Below are 18713 nucleotides of genomic sequence, written 5' to 3'. Positions count from 1 at the left end.
TATGCCGTACTTCGCTTCCGCTTCCCTGCTCAGAACATTACCAGGTTTTACCGATGTTAAACTGGAACTGCTCTGCTTTGTCTCCCTCGACTTTCTTCACCGGCTGGGCATAGGAGAATACCAGCGGGCCCAGTGGCGACATCCACTGCAGCGCCAGGCCTGCAGAGACGCGAATGTTGTTAGGATCGCTATAGTCCGGAATATCCGCAGCGCGGGTGGCTGCCGTATTCTGCCAGTTAGTATCCCAGACGGTACCGGCGTCCACAAACAGTGAAGTGCGCACGGAGTTAGCGTACTTCTCGCTCAGGAACGGCGTTGGCGTGATCAGCTCAAGGCTGGCAATCGCCATCGCGTTACCGCCCACCGCATCATCTGACTTACAGATCCCGTTTGGATCGGTCAGATTACACGAGGAGGAGCGATCGTTGAGGTAAGCGGCTTTCGGACCAATCGTATTGGAACGGAAACCACGTACCGTGCTGGAGCCGCCGGCGTAGAAGTTCTCATAGAACGGCATCTCTTTATCCCCGATGCCGTCTCCATAGCCCACACGACCACGCCCCAGGACTACCCAGGTGCCGTCACGGTTCAGCGGCACATACTGCTGCGTATCCAGCGTCGCTTTATAGAACGCGTTGTCTGAACCTGGAATCGTCACCTTACCGTTCAGGTTGGTGCGGTTACCGCGCGTCGGGAAGAAGCCGCGATCCAGCGTATTGTAGGTCCAGCCATAGTTAAAGGTAAAATCATCCGCAGAGAAATCGCCTTTATTATTGAGTCCCTGTGGACGCCCGACCGAGTCGAGGTAACGCCACATTGCTACCTGCGGCCGCATGTTCGACAGATCGTTATGCACATAGCCTAAGCCAACGCGCAGGGTGTTGTTCTCATTAACCGGGAAGCCCAGCGTGCCATCAACACCGTAACTCTTGTTGGTGTAGTCTGACAGATCGGCATCGTCCGCTTTAAAGTCGTTATAGAACAGGCGACCGCCCAGACTCACGCCGTCAACCGTAAAGTAGGGATCGGTCAGTGAGAATTCAGCATAGGTCTGATAATCATTTTTGGTACCGCTGATACTAACGGTATTACCGGTACCGAGCCAGTTATCCTGGGTAACACCCACCTGGAAGCTGACGCCGCTTTCTGTTCCGTAGCCCACGCCAAAGTTAAAGGTACCGGTGTTGCGCTCTTTAACTTTGTAGACCACATCCACCTGATCCGGCACGCCTGGTACGCGCTGCGTATCCACATCAACCGTTTCAAAGTAACCGGTGCGGTTCAGACGCTCTTTACCCTGATCAACCAGATCGCTGCCCAGCCATGCGCCTTCCATCTGACGCATCTCACGGCGCAGTACAGCATCTTTTGAGGTGTCGTTCCCTTCAAAACGGACTTTACGCACGTAATAGCGATTACCGGCATCAACGTTAATATGCAGCTTAACGGTTTTGTCAGCGTCGCTGATTTCCGGCTGCGTCACGACGCGCGGATAGGCATAGCCATAGCGACCCAGCAGCTTTTTGATATCATCTTCCATCTGCGTCACTTTGGTGCCGTTGTAAAGCTCACCATTCGGGATTTTGGTCAGATGTTCAATTTCTGCTGAGTGGCCCGCCATGCTGCCGTTCACAATCACGCCGGCGATTTTATACTGGTCGCCTTCGTTAATGTTGACGGTGATGTAGATGCCTTTTTTATCCGGCGTCAGGCTGACCTGAGTCGAGTCGATATTAAAGCGCGCATAACCGCGATCCAGATAGAAACTGCGCAGCGTCTCAAGGTCGCCGGCCAGCTTCTGCTTCTGATATTTGCGATCGCCAACCACGTTCCACCACGGCACTTCATCACGCAGCTGGAAGCGGGAGATCAGTTCATCAGAGCTGAACGCTTTGTTACCCACGATGTTGATCTGCTGAATTTTGGCAGAGACACCTTCCTGGAAAACAAATTTCAGATCCACGCGGTTACGCGGCAGCGGTGTGGCAATCGCTTTTACGCTGGCGGTGTATTTGCCGACGCTGTAGTAGAAATCTTCCAGTCCCTTCTCGATTGAAGAGAGCGTGGTGCGATCCAGCGCTTCGCCGACGCGAACGCCTGACGCTTCGAGGTTCTGCTTCAGCTGATCCTCTTTCACCGCCTTGTTACCGGAGAATGTGATGCTGGCAATAGTCGGACGCTCTTTAACCTGAACAATCAGGGTCGTTCCGTCACGTAAAACCTGCACATCTTCAAAATTGCCGGTGGCAAACAGTGAGCGAATGGTGTTTCTGATATCGTCATCATTCACCGTATCACCGACGCGTACCGGCATGCTGAGCAGAGCCGCGCCGACGGCGACTCGCTGGAGACCTTCGAAATGAATGTCGTTCACCACGAAATCGTCTGCACCGTAAACGGTGGCGCTGCTAAACAGCAGCGACGCTATGAGCAACTTTTTCATCGCCATCGTTGTTATGCGTTTTCCTAACACATCCCGCACCTGTCTGCGTTCCAGACGTTACAGGCGAGAGAAATCATTGAAAAGTGCAAGCCCCATTAACAGCACCAGCAGAATTGAGCCGATGCGATAACTGAAGTCCTGAACTCGCTCGGACACCGGTCCTCCTTTGATCTTTTCGATCGCCAGAAAAAGCAGATGCCCACCATCTAAAACCGGTAACGGAAACAGGTTGATGATGCCCAGATTGACGCTTATCAGCGCCAGGAACATCAGATAATAAATCACCCCGTACTCCGCTGATAAACCGGCACCCTGCGCAATCGAAATCGGGCCGCTCAGGTTATTCAGCTTTACATCACCTGTAATCAGCTTACCCAGCATCGACACCGTAAGCTTCATCAGCTGCCAGGTTTTGACGCCTGCCTCACCGATAGCGGCCACCGGCCCATACTGTTTCACCGTTTTATATGCGTCAGGCAGCGGCTGCACGCGCGGAATAACGCCGGCGAATCCCTCTTCAGGCTTGCCCGGCTTCGCGGCTGGCGTCAGCGTCAGAGAGTGCCGGGCGCCATTTCGCTCAACCTCAAGCGCCATCGGTTTACCCGGATTATCCCGTACCTGCCCGGCAAATGCCTGCCACTGCGTTAACGGCTGACCATCGACTTTAACGATCCTGTCGCCCGCTTGCAAACCGGCAGCGCTGGCGGGTGAATCCGCCTGTATTTCTGCCAGCGTGGTTTCAATCTGTGGCCCGCGTGGACGAATGCCGAGCGCTACCACCGGATCCTGCTTGTCTGGCTCAAACTGCCAGTCACGCAGGTCGACCCGCTTCTGCTGGGTTGCGCTTTCGCCAAACTGAGAAACGGTCAGCGTGGTACTCTCATCGCCGATTTTCCCAATCAGGGCCATGCGCACAGCATCCCAGTCAGGCGTTTCGATACCGTCAACTGCGTTAAGTTCCATGCCTGACTGAATTTGCGCTTCCGCTGCGACGGAGCCGCTCACAATTTCGCCAACCACCGGCCGTACGCCGGGCACGCCATGCATAAAGACCAGCCAGTAAGCGAAGATAGCGAAGAGGAAATTGGCAACCGGCCCCGCGGCGATGACGGCAGCACGCTGCAGCACGGTTTTGTTGTTAAACGCCTCGTGACGGCGCTCAGCGGAAACGCTCTCTACGCGCTCATCCAGCATTTTGACATAGCCGCCGAGCGGGATCAGCGCAATAACATACTCTGTCCCCTGCCGGTCAGTCCGTCGCCAGAGCGCCTTACCGAAACCGATAGAAAAGCGTTCGACATAGATGCCGCACCGGCGTGCCACCCAGAAGTGGCCAAACTCATGCACGGTGATCAGCACGCCCAGCGCGACGATGAAAGCAGCAAAACTCCAGAGAATGCTTAACATAGTTGCTGCTCCTAGAGGGTATGAAACACCAGCAGCAGCAGGCAGGCAAATACCGGCACGGCCGCTGTGAGGCTATCGATACGATCGAGGATACCACCGTGGCCGGGGATAAGATTTCCGCTGTCTTTAATGCCCGCTTCACGCTTAAACATACTTTCAGTGAGATCGCCCAGTACCGAGGCGAGCGTGGCAACAACGGCACACGCAATCAGCGTGCCCGGCGCCACCGTCAGCGGAGCCAGCAGCGCAAACAGCCAGGCGATGATAGCGGAGGAGAGCAGCCCGCCAAAAAAGCCTTCCCAGGTTTTACCCGGCGAGACTTTAGGCGCCAGCTTGTGTTTGCCGAACAGCCGACCAAACATATAGGCACCCGAGTCCGCGCCCCATACCAGCAGCATAACGAACAGGAGCCACCAGGCGCCGGCGAAGTGATCAATGTCGTAGTGATACTGGCGCAGCGCGATCATGCCACAGAAAAACGGGACGATAGTCAGCACGCCAAACAGCAGACGAAGCGGACGCGAGCCGCGCCAGAGTGCGGCAGAGGCGGGATAGAACAGCACCAGAAAGAGAGCAACGACCCACCAGCCAAGTGCGGCCCAGAGCGAGCTTTCCAGCTGAGGCTGATGCGCATCGTGAGAATAGGACGGTAAGGTAAACAGCATCGCTGCCAGCAGCAGGCCACAGAGCAGCGCCAGCCAGACGCGCTGCTGACGGGTAGCCATACCGGCCAGCTGCCCCCACTCCCAGGCGGCGAGCATGCAGATAGCAATCGTGGTAATCGCGAAACCAGACAGCGGTAACCAGAATAGCGCAGCGATCACCAGCGGAATCAAAATAAACGCGGTGATCAGACGAGACTTCAGCAAAGGTTACCCCCAGGTAGCTCAGGCGCCGCCTGGTGCAGCGCCGCCATAGCGTCGCTCCCGCAGAGAGAATGCATTCAGTGCACCTTCAAAAACATGTTCATCAAAATCAGGCCAAAGAACATCGGTAAACCAGAACTCAGCATAGGCTATCTGCCACAGCAGGAAGTTGCTGATTCGATGCTCTCCCCCGGTCCTTATCACTAAATCCACCGGCGCCAGCTCCTGCATACAGAGGTAGGGAGCAAGGCTTTCTTCGGTTATCTGGTCAGGACGCAGTAGCCCTTCCTGAACCTGTTCGGCCAGTTTCCTGGCACCCTGGATAATATCCCAACGGCCGCCATAGTTGGCAGCAATGTTGAGGGTCAGTCCATTATTTTGTTGAGTCAGTTCCTCGGCGCGGCGAATGCGTTCCTGAATACGACCAGAAAAACGGCTGATATCACCAATAATGCACAGACGTACATTATGCTTATGCAGGCTCTTTACTTCACTGTCGAGAGCCCAGATAAATAATTCCATTAACGCCGTCACTTCCTGCGGCGGTCGGCTCCAGTTTTCACTGCTGAACGCATAGAGCGTTAACGCTTCCAGCTTGTGGCTGACCGCAAAGCTGACGGCACGGCGAACCGATTTTACCCCGGCTTTGTGGCCTGAAATACGCAGTTTGCCCTGATTTTTTGCCCAGCGACCATTACCATCCATAATGATGGCCACGTGACGTGGTGTGCAGTACGACCCGTCATCGATTGTATTGTGATTGTTGGACGACATAACGCGTAATAATTCCTTTCATCAGAAATGCTGTGTTTTCTGAATACATTGCGCCTGCGGCAAAGGCCGGCCCGTAAGCCGGATGACATCGAAACAATGTCGTGCCGTAAAACGCGAGCGACTATACCATTTTCAGCCAGAGCGAACAAATAGCGGGGCTATCAGCCAGCCAGAGTGACGCGTGACAGCAGTGCCTTTGCATGCTGCCGCGCCAGTCGATCGATTTCCAGCACCTCATCAATACTGGCTGGCTCCGGCGAGCTGAGCGTAGCCAGTACTTCGCTGTTGAGGGCGGCAATATCGGTAAAGCGAATCTGATGCTGCAAAAACGCTGCTACCGCGATTTCATTTGCTGCATTCAGCGTCGTCGTGGCCGCCTGCCCTGCAGTACACGCATCGATTGCCAGCTTCAGGCAGGGATAGCGTACGTAATCGGGTTCAGCAAACGTCAGCGCTTTCATTCGGGTGAAATCAAGCGGCGTGACGCCAGCGGCGATACGTGCAGGCCATGCCATGCTGTGAGCAATCGGTGTGCGCATATCAGGCGATCCCAGCTGCGCCAGCACGCTGCCGTCACAATAACGCACCATAGAGTGGATCACCGACTGCGGGTGCAGGATGACCTCCATTTGCGCGTCAGTGGCGTTGAACAACCAGCGGGCTTCAATGTATTCAAGACCTTTATTCATCATAGTGGCCGAATCAACGGAGATTTTGCGCCCCATTGACCAGTTCGGATGCGCACAGGCCTGATCCGGCGACATAGCAGCCAGATCTGCCAGTGGCGTGTCACGAAAAGGACCACCCGATCCCGTGAGGAGAATCGAGTCGATCCCGTTCTCCCGCAGATCAGCGTACCCCAACTGATGCTGTATGGAAGCGGGCAAACTCTGAAAAATGGCATTATGCTCGCTATCGACCGGCAGCAACTGCGCCTGATGCTGACGCACTGCCTCCATAAACAAGCGGCCGCACGTGACAAGTGACTCCTTGTTAGCCAGCAGCACGGTTTTTCCGGCACGAATCGCTGCCAGCGTTGGCTGCAGGCCCGAGGCGCCGACAATCGCCGCCATCACCTGATCAACCTCATCCAGCGCCGCCAGATCGCAGGCTGCCTGAACGCCGGAGAGCACTTCGGTATCGACGTTGAGTGCTCTCAGTCGCTCACGCAGGTCGGCAGCGGCGGTCTCATCAGACATCGCCGCATAGCGCGGCCGGAACTGCTGGCACTGCTCAGCCATCAGCGCAGCATTCTGCCCTGCGACCAGCGCCGTAACCTGATAGAGATCGGGATTCGCGGCGACAACCGCCAGCGTACTGGTGCCAATTGAGCCGGTGGATCCCAGAAGAGTTAATTGCTTCATCATGCTATCCCTGTGAAGTCATCATAGGTGCCCGCAACGGCGCCAGGCACAATGTAAAACGCCGCCAGAGTGCATTCGGTACGAATACGGCTCTGAACGGCGTTTTATATCTGTTACAGGCAGGCGCTTACCTGCCTCCAGCAGATACAGATCGGGCTGACAGACTCAGAAGTCCATCAGCTCCTTCTCTTTTTCTGCCAGCGCAGCATCAACATGCTTGATGTGAAGGTCGGTCATTTTCTGGATATCATCCTGTGAACGACGTTCGTCATCTTCGCTGATCTCTTTATCTTTCAGCAGCGCTTTGATCTTATCGTTGGCATCACGGCGAACGTTACGCACGGAAACACGCCCCTGCTCTGCTTCGCCACGAACGATTTTGATCAGATCTTTACGGCGCTCTTCTGTCAGCGCTGGCAGCGGAACACGGATGTCGGTGCCGGCTGAACTTGGATTCAGGCCGAGATCGGACGTCATGATCGCTTTCTCAACGGCCGGACCCAGAGAGCGATCGAACACGTTGATTTTCAGCGTACGGGAATCTTCTACCGTTACGCTGGCGAGCTGACGCAGTGGCGTAGGTGTACCGTAGTATTCCACCACAATGCCGTCGAGCAGTGAAGGTGAAGCACGACCGGTACGCACTTTGCTGATGGTGCTTTTGAATGCTTCCACGCACTTGTCCATGCGTGTTTCGGCATCTTTTTTAATATCGTTAATCACGTTAAAACCCTTGGATTCGGTTTGACCTGGCCATTTCCGCACGCGTCGGAACTGGTATCGATAAACATCGATCATCCTGCTACCTGCTGCTGACGTACAAGCCGCCTGCAACATCGATTATGTCAGGTAGTGGCGCAGCGTCAGGCACTGCGCTATCAGAATATACCTTATTTTACCTTGCGTCGGATATTAATGCGTAATCAGGGTGCCTTCTTTTTCACCCATTACCACGCGACGCAGTGCGCCAGGCTTATTCATGTTGAAGACGCGAATCGGCAGTGCGTGGTCACGCGCCAGCGTAAAGGCGGCCAGATCCATAACTTTCAGCTCTTTTTCCAGCACTTCAGCGTAGCTGAGCTGATCGTACAGCGTCGCGTCCGGATTTTTCACCGGATCGGCTGAGTAGACGCCATCTACTTTGGTCGCCTTCAACACGACGTCCGCTTCAATCTCAATGCCGCGCAGGCAGGCAGCAGAATCGGTGGTAAAGAACGGGTTGCCGGTACCGGCAGAGAAGATCACCACGCGGTTATTACGCAGCAGGCTGATCGCTTCAGCCCAGCTGTAGTTGTCACAGACGCCGTTAAGCGGGATGGCAGACATCAGGCGTGCGTTCACATAGGCGCGGTGCAGCGCATCACGCATTGCAAGGCCGTTCATGACGGTCGCCAGCATACCCATGTGGTCGCCTACTACGCGGTTCATACCCGCCTGAGCGAGGCCTGCGCCACGGAACAGGTTACCGCCACCAATCACCACACCTACCTGGATGCCCAGCTCAACCAGCTCTTTCACCTCTTGCGCCATGCGGTCAAGCACGCTCGCGTCGATACCAAAACCTTCGGCACCCTGCAGGGCCTCGCCGCTCAGTTTCAGTAGGATACGTTGGTATACAGGTTTTGCGTTGGTCGCCATGGTCAATTCTTCCTGGAGGATAAGATGAATGAGAAGTTAAATCTGGTGGATCATCCGCTTAGCGCGTCAAAAAAGCTATTGGGATGAGACTGAAAATCACTGCGCCAAAACGCAGACAAAAAAGAACCGCCTCGCGGCGGTTCCGGTCACTCATTAAGACTGTTTGGACATCGCAGCCACTTCAGCTGCAAAGTCGGTTTCAACTTTCTCAATGCCTTCGCCCACTTCAAAGCGGATGAAGTTGATGACATCTGCGCCTTTCTCTTTCAGCGCCTGACCCACAGTTTTGCTTGGGTCGATAACGAAAGCCTGACCAGTCAGAGAGACTTCGCCGGTGAATTTCTTCATACGGCCTTCAACCATCTTCTCTGCGATCTCTTTTGGCTTGCCAGACTGCATCGCGATATCCAGCTGTACCTGGTACTCTTTCTCAACCACGTCAGCAGAAACATCTTCTGGCTTAACGAACTCTGGCTTGCTTGCCGCAACGTGCATTGCGATCTGCTTGCTCAGCTCTTCATCAGCAGCGGTGGTAGAAACCAGAACGCCGATACGCGCGCCGTGCTGGTAGCTGTTCAGCTGAGCGCCTTCCAGTACTGCTACGCGACGGATGTTGATGTTCTCACCGATTTTAGCAACCAGTGCAACACGCTCTTCTTCGAACTGTGCTTTCAGCGCTTCAACGTCGGTGATTTTGCCGGCAGTAGCTGCATCCAGAACTTTGTCAGCAAACGCCTGGAAACCGCCATCTTTAGCAACGAAGTCAGTCTGGCAGTTAACTTCCAGAATCACACCGTAACCATCAACGATTTTGGTTTTGATCACGCCGTCAGCTGCAACGTTACCTGCTTTTTTCGCAGCTTTGATTGCGCCAGACTTACGCATGTTTTCAATTGCCAGCTCGATGTCGCCGTTCGCTTCGGTCAGCGCTTTTTTGCAGTCCATCATGCCTGCGCCAGTACGCTCACGCAGTTCTTTTACCAATGCAGCGGTAATTTCAGCCATTCCAGAATCCTCGGTTCGTTTCCGGGTGCGTGCGCACGCGCAGAAACCTGTTGCGGAAAATTTACTCTGCCCCGCCAGCCCGTAACAGGGAGCGCGACAGACGGAGATAAATAAAAGGGGCCTGTGCGGCCCCTTATACAGATAACATCTGATGTCTAAGGGCTCTCAGAAAGAGCAATCCTTATTAAGCGTTTTCTAAAGACGCGTCTTCAGCCTGCTCAGCCAGGTCCTGTGAACGGCCTTCGCGCACGGTAGTGGCAACAGCAGTCAGGTACAGGCTTACAGCACGGATCGCATCGTCGTTACCAGGGATAACGAAATCAACGCCATCTGGATCAGAGTTGGTATCAACGATAGCAAATACCGGGATACCCAGGTTGTTTGCTTCTTTGATTGCGATGTGTTCGTGGTCAGCATCAACAACAAACAGCGCATCTGGCAGACCGCCCATGTCTTTGATACCACCCAGGCTGTTTTCCAGCTTGGCCAGCTCACGAGCACGCATCAGTGCTTCTTTCTTGGTCAGTTTGTCGAACGTGCCGTCCTGAGACTGAGTTTCCAGATCTTTCAGACGTTTGATTGACTGACGAACGGTTTTCCAGTTAGTCAGCATACCACCTAACCAGCGGTGGTTAACGAAGAACTGGTCGCAGCTCAGAGCTGACTCTTTTACCGCTTCAGCAGCAGCGCGCTTGGTACCAACGATCAGGATTTTACCTTTGCGAGAAGAGATCTTCTGCAGCTCAGCCAGAGCATCGTTGAACATTGGTACAGTTTTCTCAAGGTTGATGATGTGAACCTTGTTACGTGCACCAAAAATGAATGGCTTCATTTTTGGGTTCCAGTAACGGGTCTGGTGACCGAAGTGAACACCAGCCTTGAGCATGTCGCGCATGGAAACAGTTGCCATGATTACCTCTAAAGTATGTTTGGGGTTGGGCCTCCATGTATCCCATACGACCGACCTCTTTCAAGGCACCCCGGCGTATGTGTCGATACATGTGTGTTTTAGTACACATAATGAGATTTATGCGCTTCCTGCCGTCTCGCTTTCGTAAGACAGCAGAGAATCGTCGGCGCGCTTTATACCATAACAGGTATAAATACGCCAGCGGTTGTTAGCGCAAAACGTGTGCGGCAATCCCGATTTGGCAGCCCATTTGCTGCCTGCTAACATGACTGCCACAGAACTCATTATTGTCGAAAATTTCGGCGATTGCGGAAAAATTCATGGCTATCTCAATTAAAACTCCTGACGAAATCGAAAAAATGCGCGTGGCGGGCCGCCTGGCCGCTGAAGTGCTGGAAATGATCGCCCCTCACGTTGTGCCGGGTGTGACCACCGGTGAGCTTGATCGCCTCTGCCACGAGCACATCACACAGCAGCAGCAGGCGGTTTCTGCCTGCCTTGGCTATCACGGCTTCCCTAAATCGGTCTGCATCTCGGTAAACGAGGTGGTGTGCCACGGTATTCCCAGCGACGATCGCGTCCTGAAAGAGGGTGATATCGTGAACGTTGATGTCACCGTCATTAAAGATGAGTATCACGGTGATACCTCAAAAATGTTTATCGTCGGCAAACCCACTATCCTCGGCGAGCGCCTCTGCCGCGTGACGCAGGAGAGCCTCTATATCGCTCTGCGTCTCGTTAAGCCAGGCATCCGCCTGCGTGAGCTGGGACGCGCGATCCAGCAATACGTTGAGGCGCAGGATTTCTCCGTGGTGCGTGAGTATTGCGGTCACGGTATTGGCAAAGGCTTCCATGAAGAGCCGCAGGTGCTGCACTATGACGCCGACGACAGCGGTGTGGTGCTGCAGGCCGGCATGACGTTTACCGTGGAGCCGATGGTTAATGCAGGCGATTACCGCATCCGCACCATGAAGGATGGCTGGACGGTGAAAACCAAAGATCGCAGCTTGTCCGCGCAGTATGAGCATACTATTGTGGTGACAGAAACTGGCTGTGAGATTCTGACGCTGCGTGAGGATGACACTATTCCGGCGCGGCTGGAAAACGTCTGATCCTCTCTCTGCTACCCACTGAGCCGGCTTAATGCCGGCTTTTTAATGCGCGAAGGGGCATGTTGATGAGCGGTAACGTGACCGAGGCAGTACACAAAATTCTCACCGATTCACCCGCCGGCTGGGCTGACGACGCGCTAACGCGTGAACAGCTGAAAGCCGCGCTGGAGCAGTTTCAGCACGCGCTGAGCCTCGCCTTTGATGCCGGCAGCGACGTGGAGTCGCTGATCGACACGCGCACGCTGTTTATCGATCGTCTGCTGCGACGACTGTGGCGTTTCTTTGGTTTTGATACGCTAAGTGATATGGCGCTGGTGGCGGTGGGCGGCTATGGCCGTGGCGAGCTGCATCCGCTGTCGGACATCGACATTCTGATCCTCAGTCGCCAGCCCCTTGATGAGGCCGCCGCGCAGCGCACCTCTGAACTGATCACGCTCATGTGGGATCTGCGGCTTGAAGTGGGACACAGCGTGCGCACGCTTGAGGAGTGCCTGCTGGAGGGCTTATCCGATCTTACCGTGGCGACCAACCTGATTGAGTCGCGCATGCTGACCGGCGACGTAGCGCTGTTTCTTGAGCTGCAGAAGAATATTTTCAGCGAAGGCTTCTGGCCCTCGTCGCGCTTTTTTGCGGCCAAAATTGAAGAGCAGCAGGAGCGCCATCAGCGTTACCACGGCACCAGTTACAATCTCGAACCCGATATCAAAAGCAGTCCGGGCGGCCTGCGCGATATCCATACCCTGCAGTGGGTGGCGCGGCGTCATTTTGGTGCCACCACTATGGATGAGATGATGGGCTTTGGGTTTCTGACCGAAGCGGAGCGCAATGAGATCAACGAGTGTCAGGAGTTTCTCTGGCGCATCCGCTTTGCCCTGCATCTGACGCTGCCACGCTACGACAACCGCCTGCTTTTTGATCGGCAACTGACCGTGGCGCATCGCCTCAGCTACTCCGGCGAAGGCAACGAGCCGGTTGAGCGCATGATGAAAGATTTCTACCGCGTAACGCGCCGCATCAGCGAGCTGAACCAGATGCTGCTGCAGCTGTTTGATGAAGCGATCCTCGCCCTGCCAGCGACCGAAAAGCCGCGCGCGCTGGATGATGATTTTCAGCTACGCGGCGATCTGATCGATCTGCGCGACCCGGATCTGTTTCAGCGCGAGCCGCAGGCCATTCTGCGCATGTTCTATGTCATGGTACGCAACGCCTCCATTACCGGGATCTACTCCACTACCCTGCGCCAGCTGCGTCATGCGCGCCGCCATCTGCGGCAGCCGCTGTGCCAGATTGCTGAGGCGCGACGCACTTTTATGGCGATCCTGCGTCATCCCGGCGCGGTAAAACGCGCGCTGCTGCCGATGCATCGCCATAGCGTACTCTCCGCCTATACGCCGCTCTGGGGCAACGTGGTCGGCCAGATGCAGTTTGATCTGTTTCACGCCTACACGGTGGATGAGCACACCATTCGCGTGCTGCAGAAGCTGGAGAGCTTCGCCGATGAGAGCACGCGGCCAAAGCATCCGCTGTGTGTGGAGCTCTGGCCCCGCCTGCCCCAGCCGGAACTGCTGCTGATGGCAGCGCTGCTCCATGATATTGCCAAAGGCCGCAACGGCGACCACTCCATACTGGGCGCGCAGGATGCGCTGGAGTTTGCTGAGCTGCACAACCTCAACTCCCGGGAAACCCAGCTAGTGGCCTGGCTGGTGCGTCATCATCTGCTGATGTCGGTCACCGCCCAGCGTCGTGATATTCAGGACCCGACGGTGATCCAGCAGTTCGCCGAGATAATGCAGAATGAGAACCGCCTGCGCTATCTGGTCTGCCTCACCGTCTCCGATATCTGTGCCACCAATGAGAGCCTGTGGAACAGCTGGAAGCAGAGCCTGCTGCGTGAGCTGTTTTTTGCTACCGAGAAGCAGCTGCGGCGCGGCATGGAAAATAGCCCGGATCTGCGCGAGCGGGTACGCCACCATCGTCTGCAGGCGCTGGCGCTGCTGCGCATGGAGAACCTGAATGAAGAGCGGCTGCACCATATCTGGAGCCGCTGCCGCGCCGACTATTTTCTGCGCCATACGCCTAATCAGCTGGCGTGGCACGCCCGTCATCTGATTGACCACGACCTCAGCCAGCCGCTGGTGCTGGTCAGCCCGCAGGCGACGCGCGGCGGCACGGAGATTTTTATCTGGAGCCCGGATCGCCCCTATCTGTTTGCCGCCGTAGCGGGTGAACTCGACCGCCGTAATCTCAGCGTGCACGACGCGCAAATCTTTACCAGCCGTGACGGCATGGCAATGGATACCTTTATCGTCCTCGAACCCGATGGCAGTCCGCTTTCACCCGATCGCCACCCGCTGATTATTCAGGCATTACAGCAGGCCATTACGCAGCAGGAGTGGGTGCCGCCGCGTACCCGTCGCCAGTCCGCGCGCCTGAAACATTTCAGCGTGGACACTGACGTGAAATTTTTGCCGACCCACACCGACCGGCGCAGCTATCTGGAGCTGATCGCGCTCGATCAGCCAGGACTGCTTGCCCGGGTAGGTGAAGTCTTTGCCGATCTCGGTGTGTCGCTGCACGGTGCGCGCATCAGCACCATCGGCGAACGGGTTGAGGATCTCTTTATCCTCGCCAACAGCGAACGGCGTGCGCTGAATGCAGAAATGCGCGATGTGTTACAACAACGGTTGACAGAGGCCCTTAATCCAAACGATAAAGTGTCCTGAATCACACTGTACAGATAAATTGAATCCTGTCCGGACACGTCCGGGCATCCGTATGACAGACTCAGGAAATAGCTATGCAACAGTTACAGAGCGTTATTGAATCCGCCTTTGAGCGCCGTGCTGACATCACGCCCGCCAGCGTCGACAGTGCCACCCGTGAAGCGATCAATCAGGTGATTGGTCTGCTGGACAGCGGCGAACTGCGCGTCTCTGAAAAAATCGATGGCGAATGGGTAACGCATCAGTGGCTGAAAAAAGCGGTGCTGCTGTCGTTTCGCATCAATGACAATCAGGTTATGGAAGGGGCTGAAACCCGCTTTTATGACAAGGTGCCGATGAAGTTTGCCGGCTGGGACGATGCGCGCTTTAAAGCGGCAGGTTTCCGCGTGGTGCCACCAGCTGCCGTACGCCAGGGCGCTTTTATTGCGCGTAACACCGTGCTGATGCCTTCTTACGTCAACATCGGGGCTTTTGTCGATGAAGGTACCATGGTTGATACCTGGGCCACCGTGGGCTCCTGTGCGCAGATTGGCAAAAACGTGCATCTCTCCGGCGGCGTGGGCATTGGCGGCGTACTGGAGCCGTTGCAGGCTAATCCAACCATCATTGAAGATAACTGCTTTATCGGCGCACGTTCCGAAATCGTTGAGGGCGTGATTGTCGAGGAGGGTTCGGTGATCTCAATGGGCGTTTATATCGGCCAGAGCACCAAAATTTACGATCGCGAAACCGGTGAAGTTCACTACGGCCGCGTCCCGGCTGGTTCAGTAGTGGTCTCAGGTAATCTGCCGTCGAAAGATGGCAGCTACAGCCTCTACTGCGCGGTAATCGTGAAAAAAGTTGACGCTAAGACGCTGAGCAAAACGGGTATCAACGAACTGCTGCGTACTATCGATTAACTTCTCTGAGCGCTTTTCTTACGCATGACGGCACTGGCAACGGTGCCGTCATTTTTTCTTTACACCCCGCCTGATACAACCTGTTTTGCGCCGCAAATTAACTGGTGCGTTTACTTTTCAAACAGTTCATAATCCGCGCCAGTTAACTCCGGACGCGCACTGTCTGACCCGGTTTTTCGTCTAAAGTTTATAAGTATGCCGTAAGCGTTCCGGATCCGACCTGGAACGATTGATGACATGTCTGCGCGCTCACTCACTCTCAGAGGGAATTTAAACGCCATGTATGACAACCTGAAAAGCTTAGGTATCAGCAATCCTGAAGACATCGATCGTTACAGTCTGCGTCAGGAAGCGAACAACGACATCCTGAAAATCTATTTCCGCAAAGATAAAGGCGAATTTTTTGCCAAGAGCGTGAAATTCAAATATCCGCGCCAGCGCAAAACCGTGGTGGCCGAACATAACGGTCAGGGCTTCCGTGAAATTCAGGAGATCAGCCCCAACCTGCGTTACGTTATCGATGAGCTGGATCAGATTTGCCAGCGCGATCGGGTTGAGGTGGATCTGAAGCGCAAGATCCTCGACGATCTGCGCCATCTGGAGAGCGTGGTCTCTAATAAGATCGCTGAGATTGAAGCCGATCTCGATCAGCTGACCCGTAACAGCCGCTGATCCGTTTACACATCGCACTCAGGCCAGCGCTGCTGGCCTTTTTTACGCCCGTTCATCCAGCTGCAGCGCCACATACAGCAGCAGCCGGTCGTCGAAATTGCCGAGATCCAGTCCGGTCAGTTCTGAAATCCGGTTCAGACGATACTCCAGCGTATTACGATGAATAAACAGCGCGCGTGCCGTGGCGCCAGGCTGCACGTTATGGCTGAACCAGGCGAGCAGCGTACGCCGTAATAAACCGTTGGTATCGATGCTTCTGAGTTTTTCCAGCGGACGCGCCAGCTCGCTGGCCTGCCAGCCGCCACGCAGGCTGTCGAGCAGTACCGGCAGCACCAGATCCTGATAAAAAAAACTGCGCTGCTCCGGCATACGCTGCTTGCCCACTGACATAGTGGTGCGGGCAGTACGCCACGAGCGCGCAATGCCGCCCGGTCCGGGGAAATAATTGCCCAGCGCAATCCGCATACGCACCTGACCGCTCTCTTTCATACGCTGCAGCAGCTGGTCAACGCGCCGGCGGTGATCGTCATGATCGTAACGGCCGTGAGCGTTCAGCGCGGGTTTCAGCACCACCATCTCCGTCAGCGATACGATGGCAATGAGGTTATCGCGATCCGGCGTGGTCAGCAGCGTCTGCAGCTGCTGCAGCTCTGACATTGCGCTGTCTACGCCCAGCTGGCCGCTATCCACTTCCACTACCGCCACCACACGCGGCTGGTTAAGATCGATACCCAGCCGCTGCGCCCATTCGTTCAGCGTCGGCGAGAGTGTGTCGCTGCGGATCAGGTTAAGCACCAGCTCTTCGCGCAGGCGGCTATCCTGCGCCAGCAGATGCAGCAGCCGCGCCTGTTCCAGCATCATCTCCGCCGTCATACAGACCAGTTCGCCGTAATGCCGCAGGGCAGCAGGTTCTCCGGTCAGCCCGATGACTCCCACGATGCTGCCTTCAATGCGCAGCGGCAGATTGATGCCAGGCCGCACGCCGTGCAGATGCTTTGCTACCGCTTCATCAATATCTACCACCCTGCCCTGCGACAGTACCAGCAGCGCGCCCTCGTGCAGCTCGCCGATACGTTCACGATCGCCGCTGCCGATAATGCGCCCGCGCGCATCCATCACGTTGACGTTGCTGTCGATAATTTTCATGGTGCGCGCAACGATATCCTGCGCCAGACGCGCATCAAGATGAGAGGTTGCCATGGATCACTTCCTGAGCAAGGGGCAAACCGACAGAATACGCATCCTGCTGACGGCTGACATTGTGCAATTGCACATAGTGGCGGAAAGATTGCGGAAAATGTTACCGGGCGCACAAAAGAAAAAAGGCGAGCCGCAGCCCGCCCGGTTTATGCAGGGAGAATTACTGCATCAGCAGATAAAGCGACGCGTCACCGCGCAGAATGTTGAGCGCCAGTACCGGCGGTTTCGTGTCGAGAATTTTACGCAGTTCACCCAGGTTATCGATCGCCTGCTGGTTAACCCCGAGGATGATGTCACCTTTCTTCAGGCCGATACGCGCGGCCGCGCTGCCTGCTTTCACGCTGTCAACGCGCACCCCTTTGTGGCCATTGCTCTCCACGTTGCTGAGATCGGCGCCTTCAATACCGGTGTAAATGGTCGCCGACTGCACTTTATCTTTGGTGCTCTGCTGCAGCTCTACCGTCACGCTCTGGGATTTACCCTCGCGCAGCAGACCCAGCTGAAGTTTGGTGCCCGTCGGCAGCGAGCCCACTTCAGCACGCAGGGCAGCAAAGCTGCTCAGCGGCTTGCCATTCAGTGAAACCACGACGTCGCCGGCTTTCACGCCCGCTTTTGCCGCCGCAGAACCAGGCAGAACCTGGCTGACAAAGGCGCCGCGCTGGGCATCAACCTTCATCGCTTTCGCCAGCTCTGAGTTCAGCTCGGTGCCGAGGATCCCCAGCTCACCGCGTTTAACCTGACCAAACTCCACCATCTGCGCCGTCAGGTTTTTCACCATCGAGCTGGGAATAGCAAAGCCGATGCCGATGTTACCGCCATCCGGTGCCAGAATAGCCGTGTTAATCCCGATCAGCTCGCCGTTCAGATTGACCAGCGCACCGCCCGAGTTGCCGCGGTTGATGGCGGCGTCAGTCTGGATAAAGTTCTCGTAATTCTCCACATTCAGGCCGCTGCGGCCCAGCGCAGAGACGATGCCGGAGGTCACGGTTTCACCCAGCCCGTAAGGGTTGCCGATCGCAACGGTATAGTCACCTACCCGCAGCGTATCGGAATCGGCCATTTTAATCGCCGTGAGGTTTTTCGCATCCTGCAGCTGGATCAGGGCAATATCAGACTGCGGATCTTTACCGATGATTTTGGCCTCATAGCGGCGGCCGTCGCTGAGCTGAACCTGAATTTTTGTGGCGTTGTCCACTACGTGGTTGTTGGTAACCACATAGCCTTTCTCTGCGTTAATAATGACGCCGGAACCGAGTGCGCGGAACGGCTGTTTTTGTGCATTGCCCGGTGCGCCATCATCTGCGCCACCGCCACCCTGACAGAGCGGCGATCCCTGAAAAGGCGATCCATCCTGACAGAAAGGCGAATTATCGCCAAAGAACTGCTGAAACTGCTGCGGCATGCGCGGCGTTTTTACCGCAGTGCTGCCTTCAACGTTGATGCTCACCACGGAAGGCATCACTTTTTCCAGCATGGGTGCCAGACTGGGCAGCTGCTGGCTGGAGGAGGACGCCGTTTCAGCGGCAAATACTGCAGCAGGCGCGCACGCCATACTCAGACTCAGTGCCAGCGCACTCAGCATCAATCTGTTTTTTTTCATTCGTTTTTTCTCTCTGAAAGTTGCAGCCTGACCATTGCTGTGGCCGTCATAACGGAGATAAATTTTATACGCAAAAAAGGCGATAAAGTTTTGCCTAAAG

Annotated in this window: 15 protein-coding genes; 4 read left to right on the top strand and 11 right to left on the bottom strand. The window is 55.5% G+C overall.

What is annotated here, in order from left to right:
- Nucleotides 1-37 precede the first annotated feature (37 nt).
- The 9 genes from bamA to rpsB form a co-directional block, all read right to left on the bottom strand.
- A complete protein-coding gene (bamA, locus tag DBY66_RS10590; protein WP_039382738.1) occupies nucleotides 38-2449 on the bottom strand; it encodes an outer membrane protein assembly factor BamA in 2412 nt (803 codons plus the stop codon).
- 51 nt (nucleotides 2450-2500) lie between these two features.
- Nucleotides 2501-3850 (bottom strand): sigma E protease regulator RseP, encoded by a 1350-nt coding sequence (gene rseP / locus DBY66_RS10580; RefSeq protein ID WP_039382736.1) that lies wholly within the window; start codon nucleotides 3848-3850, stop codon nucleotides 2501-2503.
- Between the two features lie 11 nt (nucleotides 3851-3861).
- Nucleotides 3862-4719, bottom strand: a complete 858-nt coding sequence (gene cdsA, locus DBY66_RS10575; protein ID WP_039382735.1) for a phosphatidate cytidylyltransferase — start codon at nucleotides 4717-4719, stop codon at nucleotides 3862-3864.
- Nucleotides 4720-4737: 18 nt separating this feature from the next.
- Nucleotides 4738-5490 carry a (2E,6E)-farnesyl-diphosphate-specific ditrans,polycis-undecaprenyl-diphosphate synthase gene (gene ispU / locus DBY66_RS10570; protein ID WP_039382733.1) on the bottom strand — a complete coding sequence of 251 codons (753 nt, stop codon included), beginning with the start codon at nucleotides 5488-5490 and terminating at the stop codon, nucleotides 4738-4740.
- A gap of 161 nt (nucleotides 5491-5651) precedes the next feature.
- Nucleotides 5652-6854 (bottom strand): 1-deoxy-D-xylulose-5-phosphate reductoisomerase, encoded by a 1203-nt coding sequence (ispC, locus tag DBY66_RS10565; RefSeq protein ID WP_175540480.1) that lies wholly within the window; start codon nucleotides 6852-6854, stop codon nucleotides 5652-5654.
- A 165-nt stretch (nucleotides 6855-7019) separates the two neighbouring features.
- Entirely contained in the window at nucleotides 7020-7577 is a 558-nt protein-coding gene (gene frr, locus DBY66_RS10560; RefSeq protein ID WP_039385717.1) for a ribosome recycling factor, read from the bottom strand.
- 189 nt (nucleotides 7578-7766) lie between these two features.
- Nucleotides 7767-8492 carry a UMP kinase gene (gene pyrH / locus DBY66_RS10555; protein WP_039382729.1) on the bottom strand — a complete coding sequence of 242 codons (726 nt, stop codon included), beginning with the start codon at nucleotides 8490-8492 and terminating at the stop codon, nucleotides 7767-7769.
- A gap of 153 nt (nucleotides 8493-8645) precedes the next feature.
- Nucleotides 8646-9497 carry a translation elongation factor Ts gene (gene tsf / locus DBY66_RS10550; RefSeq protein ID WP_039382726.1) on the bottom strand — a complete coding sequence of 284 codons (852 nt, stop codon included), beginning with the start codon at nucleotides 9495-9497 and terminating at the stop codon, nucleotides 8646-8648.
- 184 nt (nucleotides 9498-9681) lie between these two features.
- Entirely contained in the window at nucleotides 9682-10407 is a 726-nt protein-coding gene (gene rpsB / locus DBY66_RS10545) for a 30S ribosomal protein S2 (protein WP_039382724.1), read from the bottom strand.
- Between the two features lie 320 nt (nucleotides 10408-10727).
- Here rpsB and map point away from each other — a divergent pair, with 320 nt between their 5' ends.
- The 4 genes from map to DBY66_RS10520 all read left to right on the top strand — a co-directional run bounded on the left by map (nucleotide 10728) and on the right by DBY66_RS10520 (nucleotide 15813).
- On the top strand, nucleotides 10728-11519 hold the full coding sequence (gene map / locus DBY66_RS10535) for a type I methionyl aminopeptidase (protein WP_039382722.1): 792 nt from the start codon (nucleotides 10728-10730) through the stop codon (nucleotides 11517-11519).
- 65 nt (nucleotides 11520-11584) lie between these two features.
- Nucleotides 11585-14242 (top strand): bifunctional uridylyltransferase/uridylyl-removing protein GlnD, encoded by a 2658-nt coding sequence (gene glnD / locus DBY66_RS10530; protein ID WP_108570005.1) that lies wholly within the window; start codon nucleotides 11585-11587, stop codon nucleotides 14240-14242.
- A gap of 74 nt (nucleotides 14243-14316) precedes the next feature.
- Complete coding sequence (dapD, locus tag DBY66_RS10525; RefSeq protein WP_039382717.1) at nucleotides 14317-15141, top strand: 2,3,4,5-tetrahydropyridine-2,6-dicarboxylate N-succinyltransferase; 825 nt, start codon at nucleotides 14317-14319, stop codon at nucleotides 15139-15141.
- 279 nt (nucleotides 15142-15420) lie between these two features.
- Nucleotides 15421-15813: a DUF3461 family protein gene (locus DBY66_RS10520; protein WP_039382714.1), complete on the top strand. Its 393-nt coding sequence runs from the start codon at nucleotides 15421-15423 to the stop codon at nucleotides 15811-15813.
- 42 nt (nucleotides 15814-15855) lie between these two features.
- On the opposite strand, the gene DBY66_RS10515 is transcribed toward DBY66_RS10520, so the two are convergent.
- Nucleotides 15856-17013: a CdaR family transcriptional regulator gene (locus tag DBY66_RS10515; RefSeq protein WP_104085519.1), complete on the bottom strand. Its 1158-nt coding sequence runs from the start codon at nucleotides 17011-17013 to the stop codon at nucleotides 15856-15858.
- A gap of 160 nt (nucleotides 17014-17173) precedes the next feature.
- Complete coding sequence (gene degP, locus DBY66_RS10510; RefSeq protein WP_039382707.1) at nucleotides 17174-18613, bottom strand: serine endoprotease DegP; 1440 nt, start codon at nucleotides 18611-18613, stop codon at nucleotides 17174-17176.
- Nucleotides 18614-18713: the final 100 nt, after the last annotated feature.

It is taken from the genome of Pantoea sp. RIT413, from assembly GCF_003057675.2.
Taxonomy (GTDB): Bacteria; Pseudomonadota; Gammaproteobacteria; order Enterobacterales; family Enterobacteriaceae; genus Pantoea; species Pantoea eucrina.
This window is presented reverse-complemented; position numbering and strand designations above follow the sequence as displayed.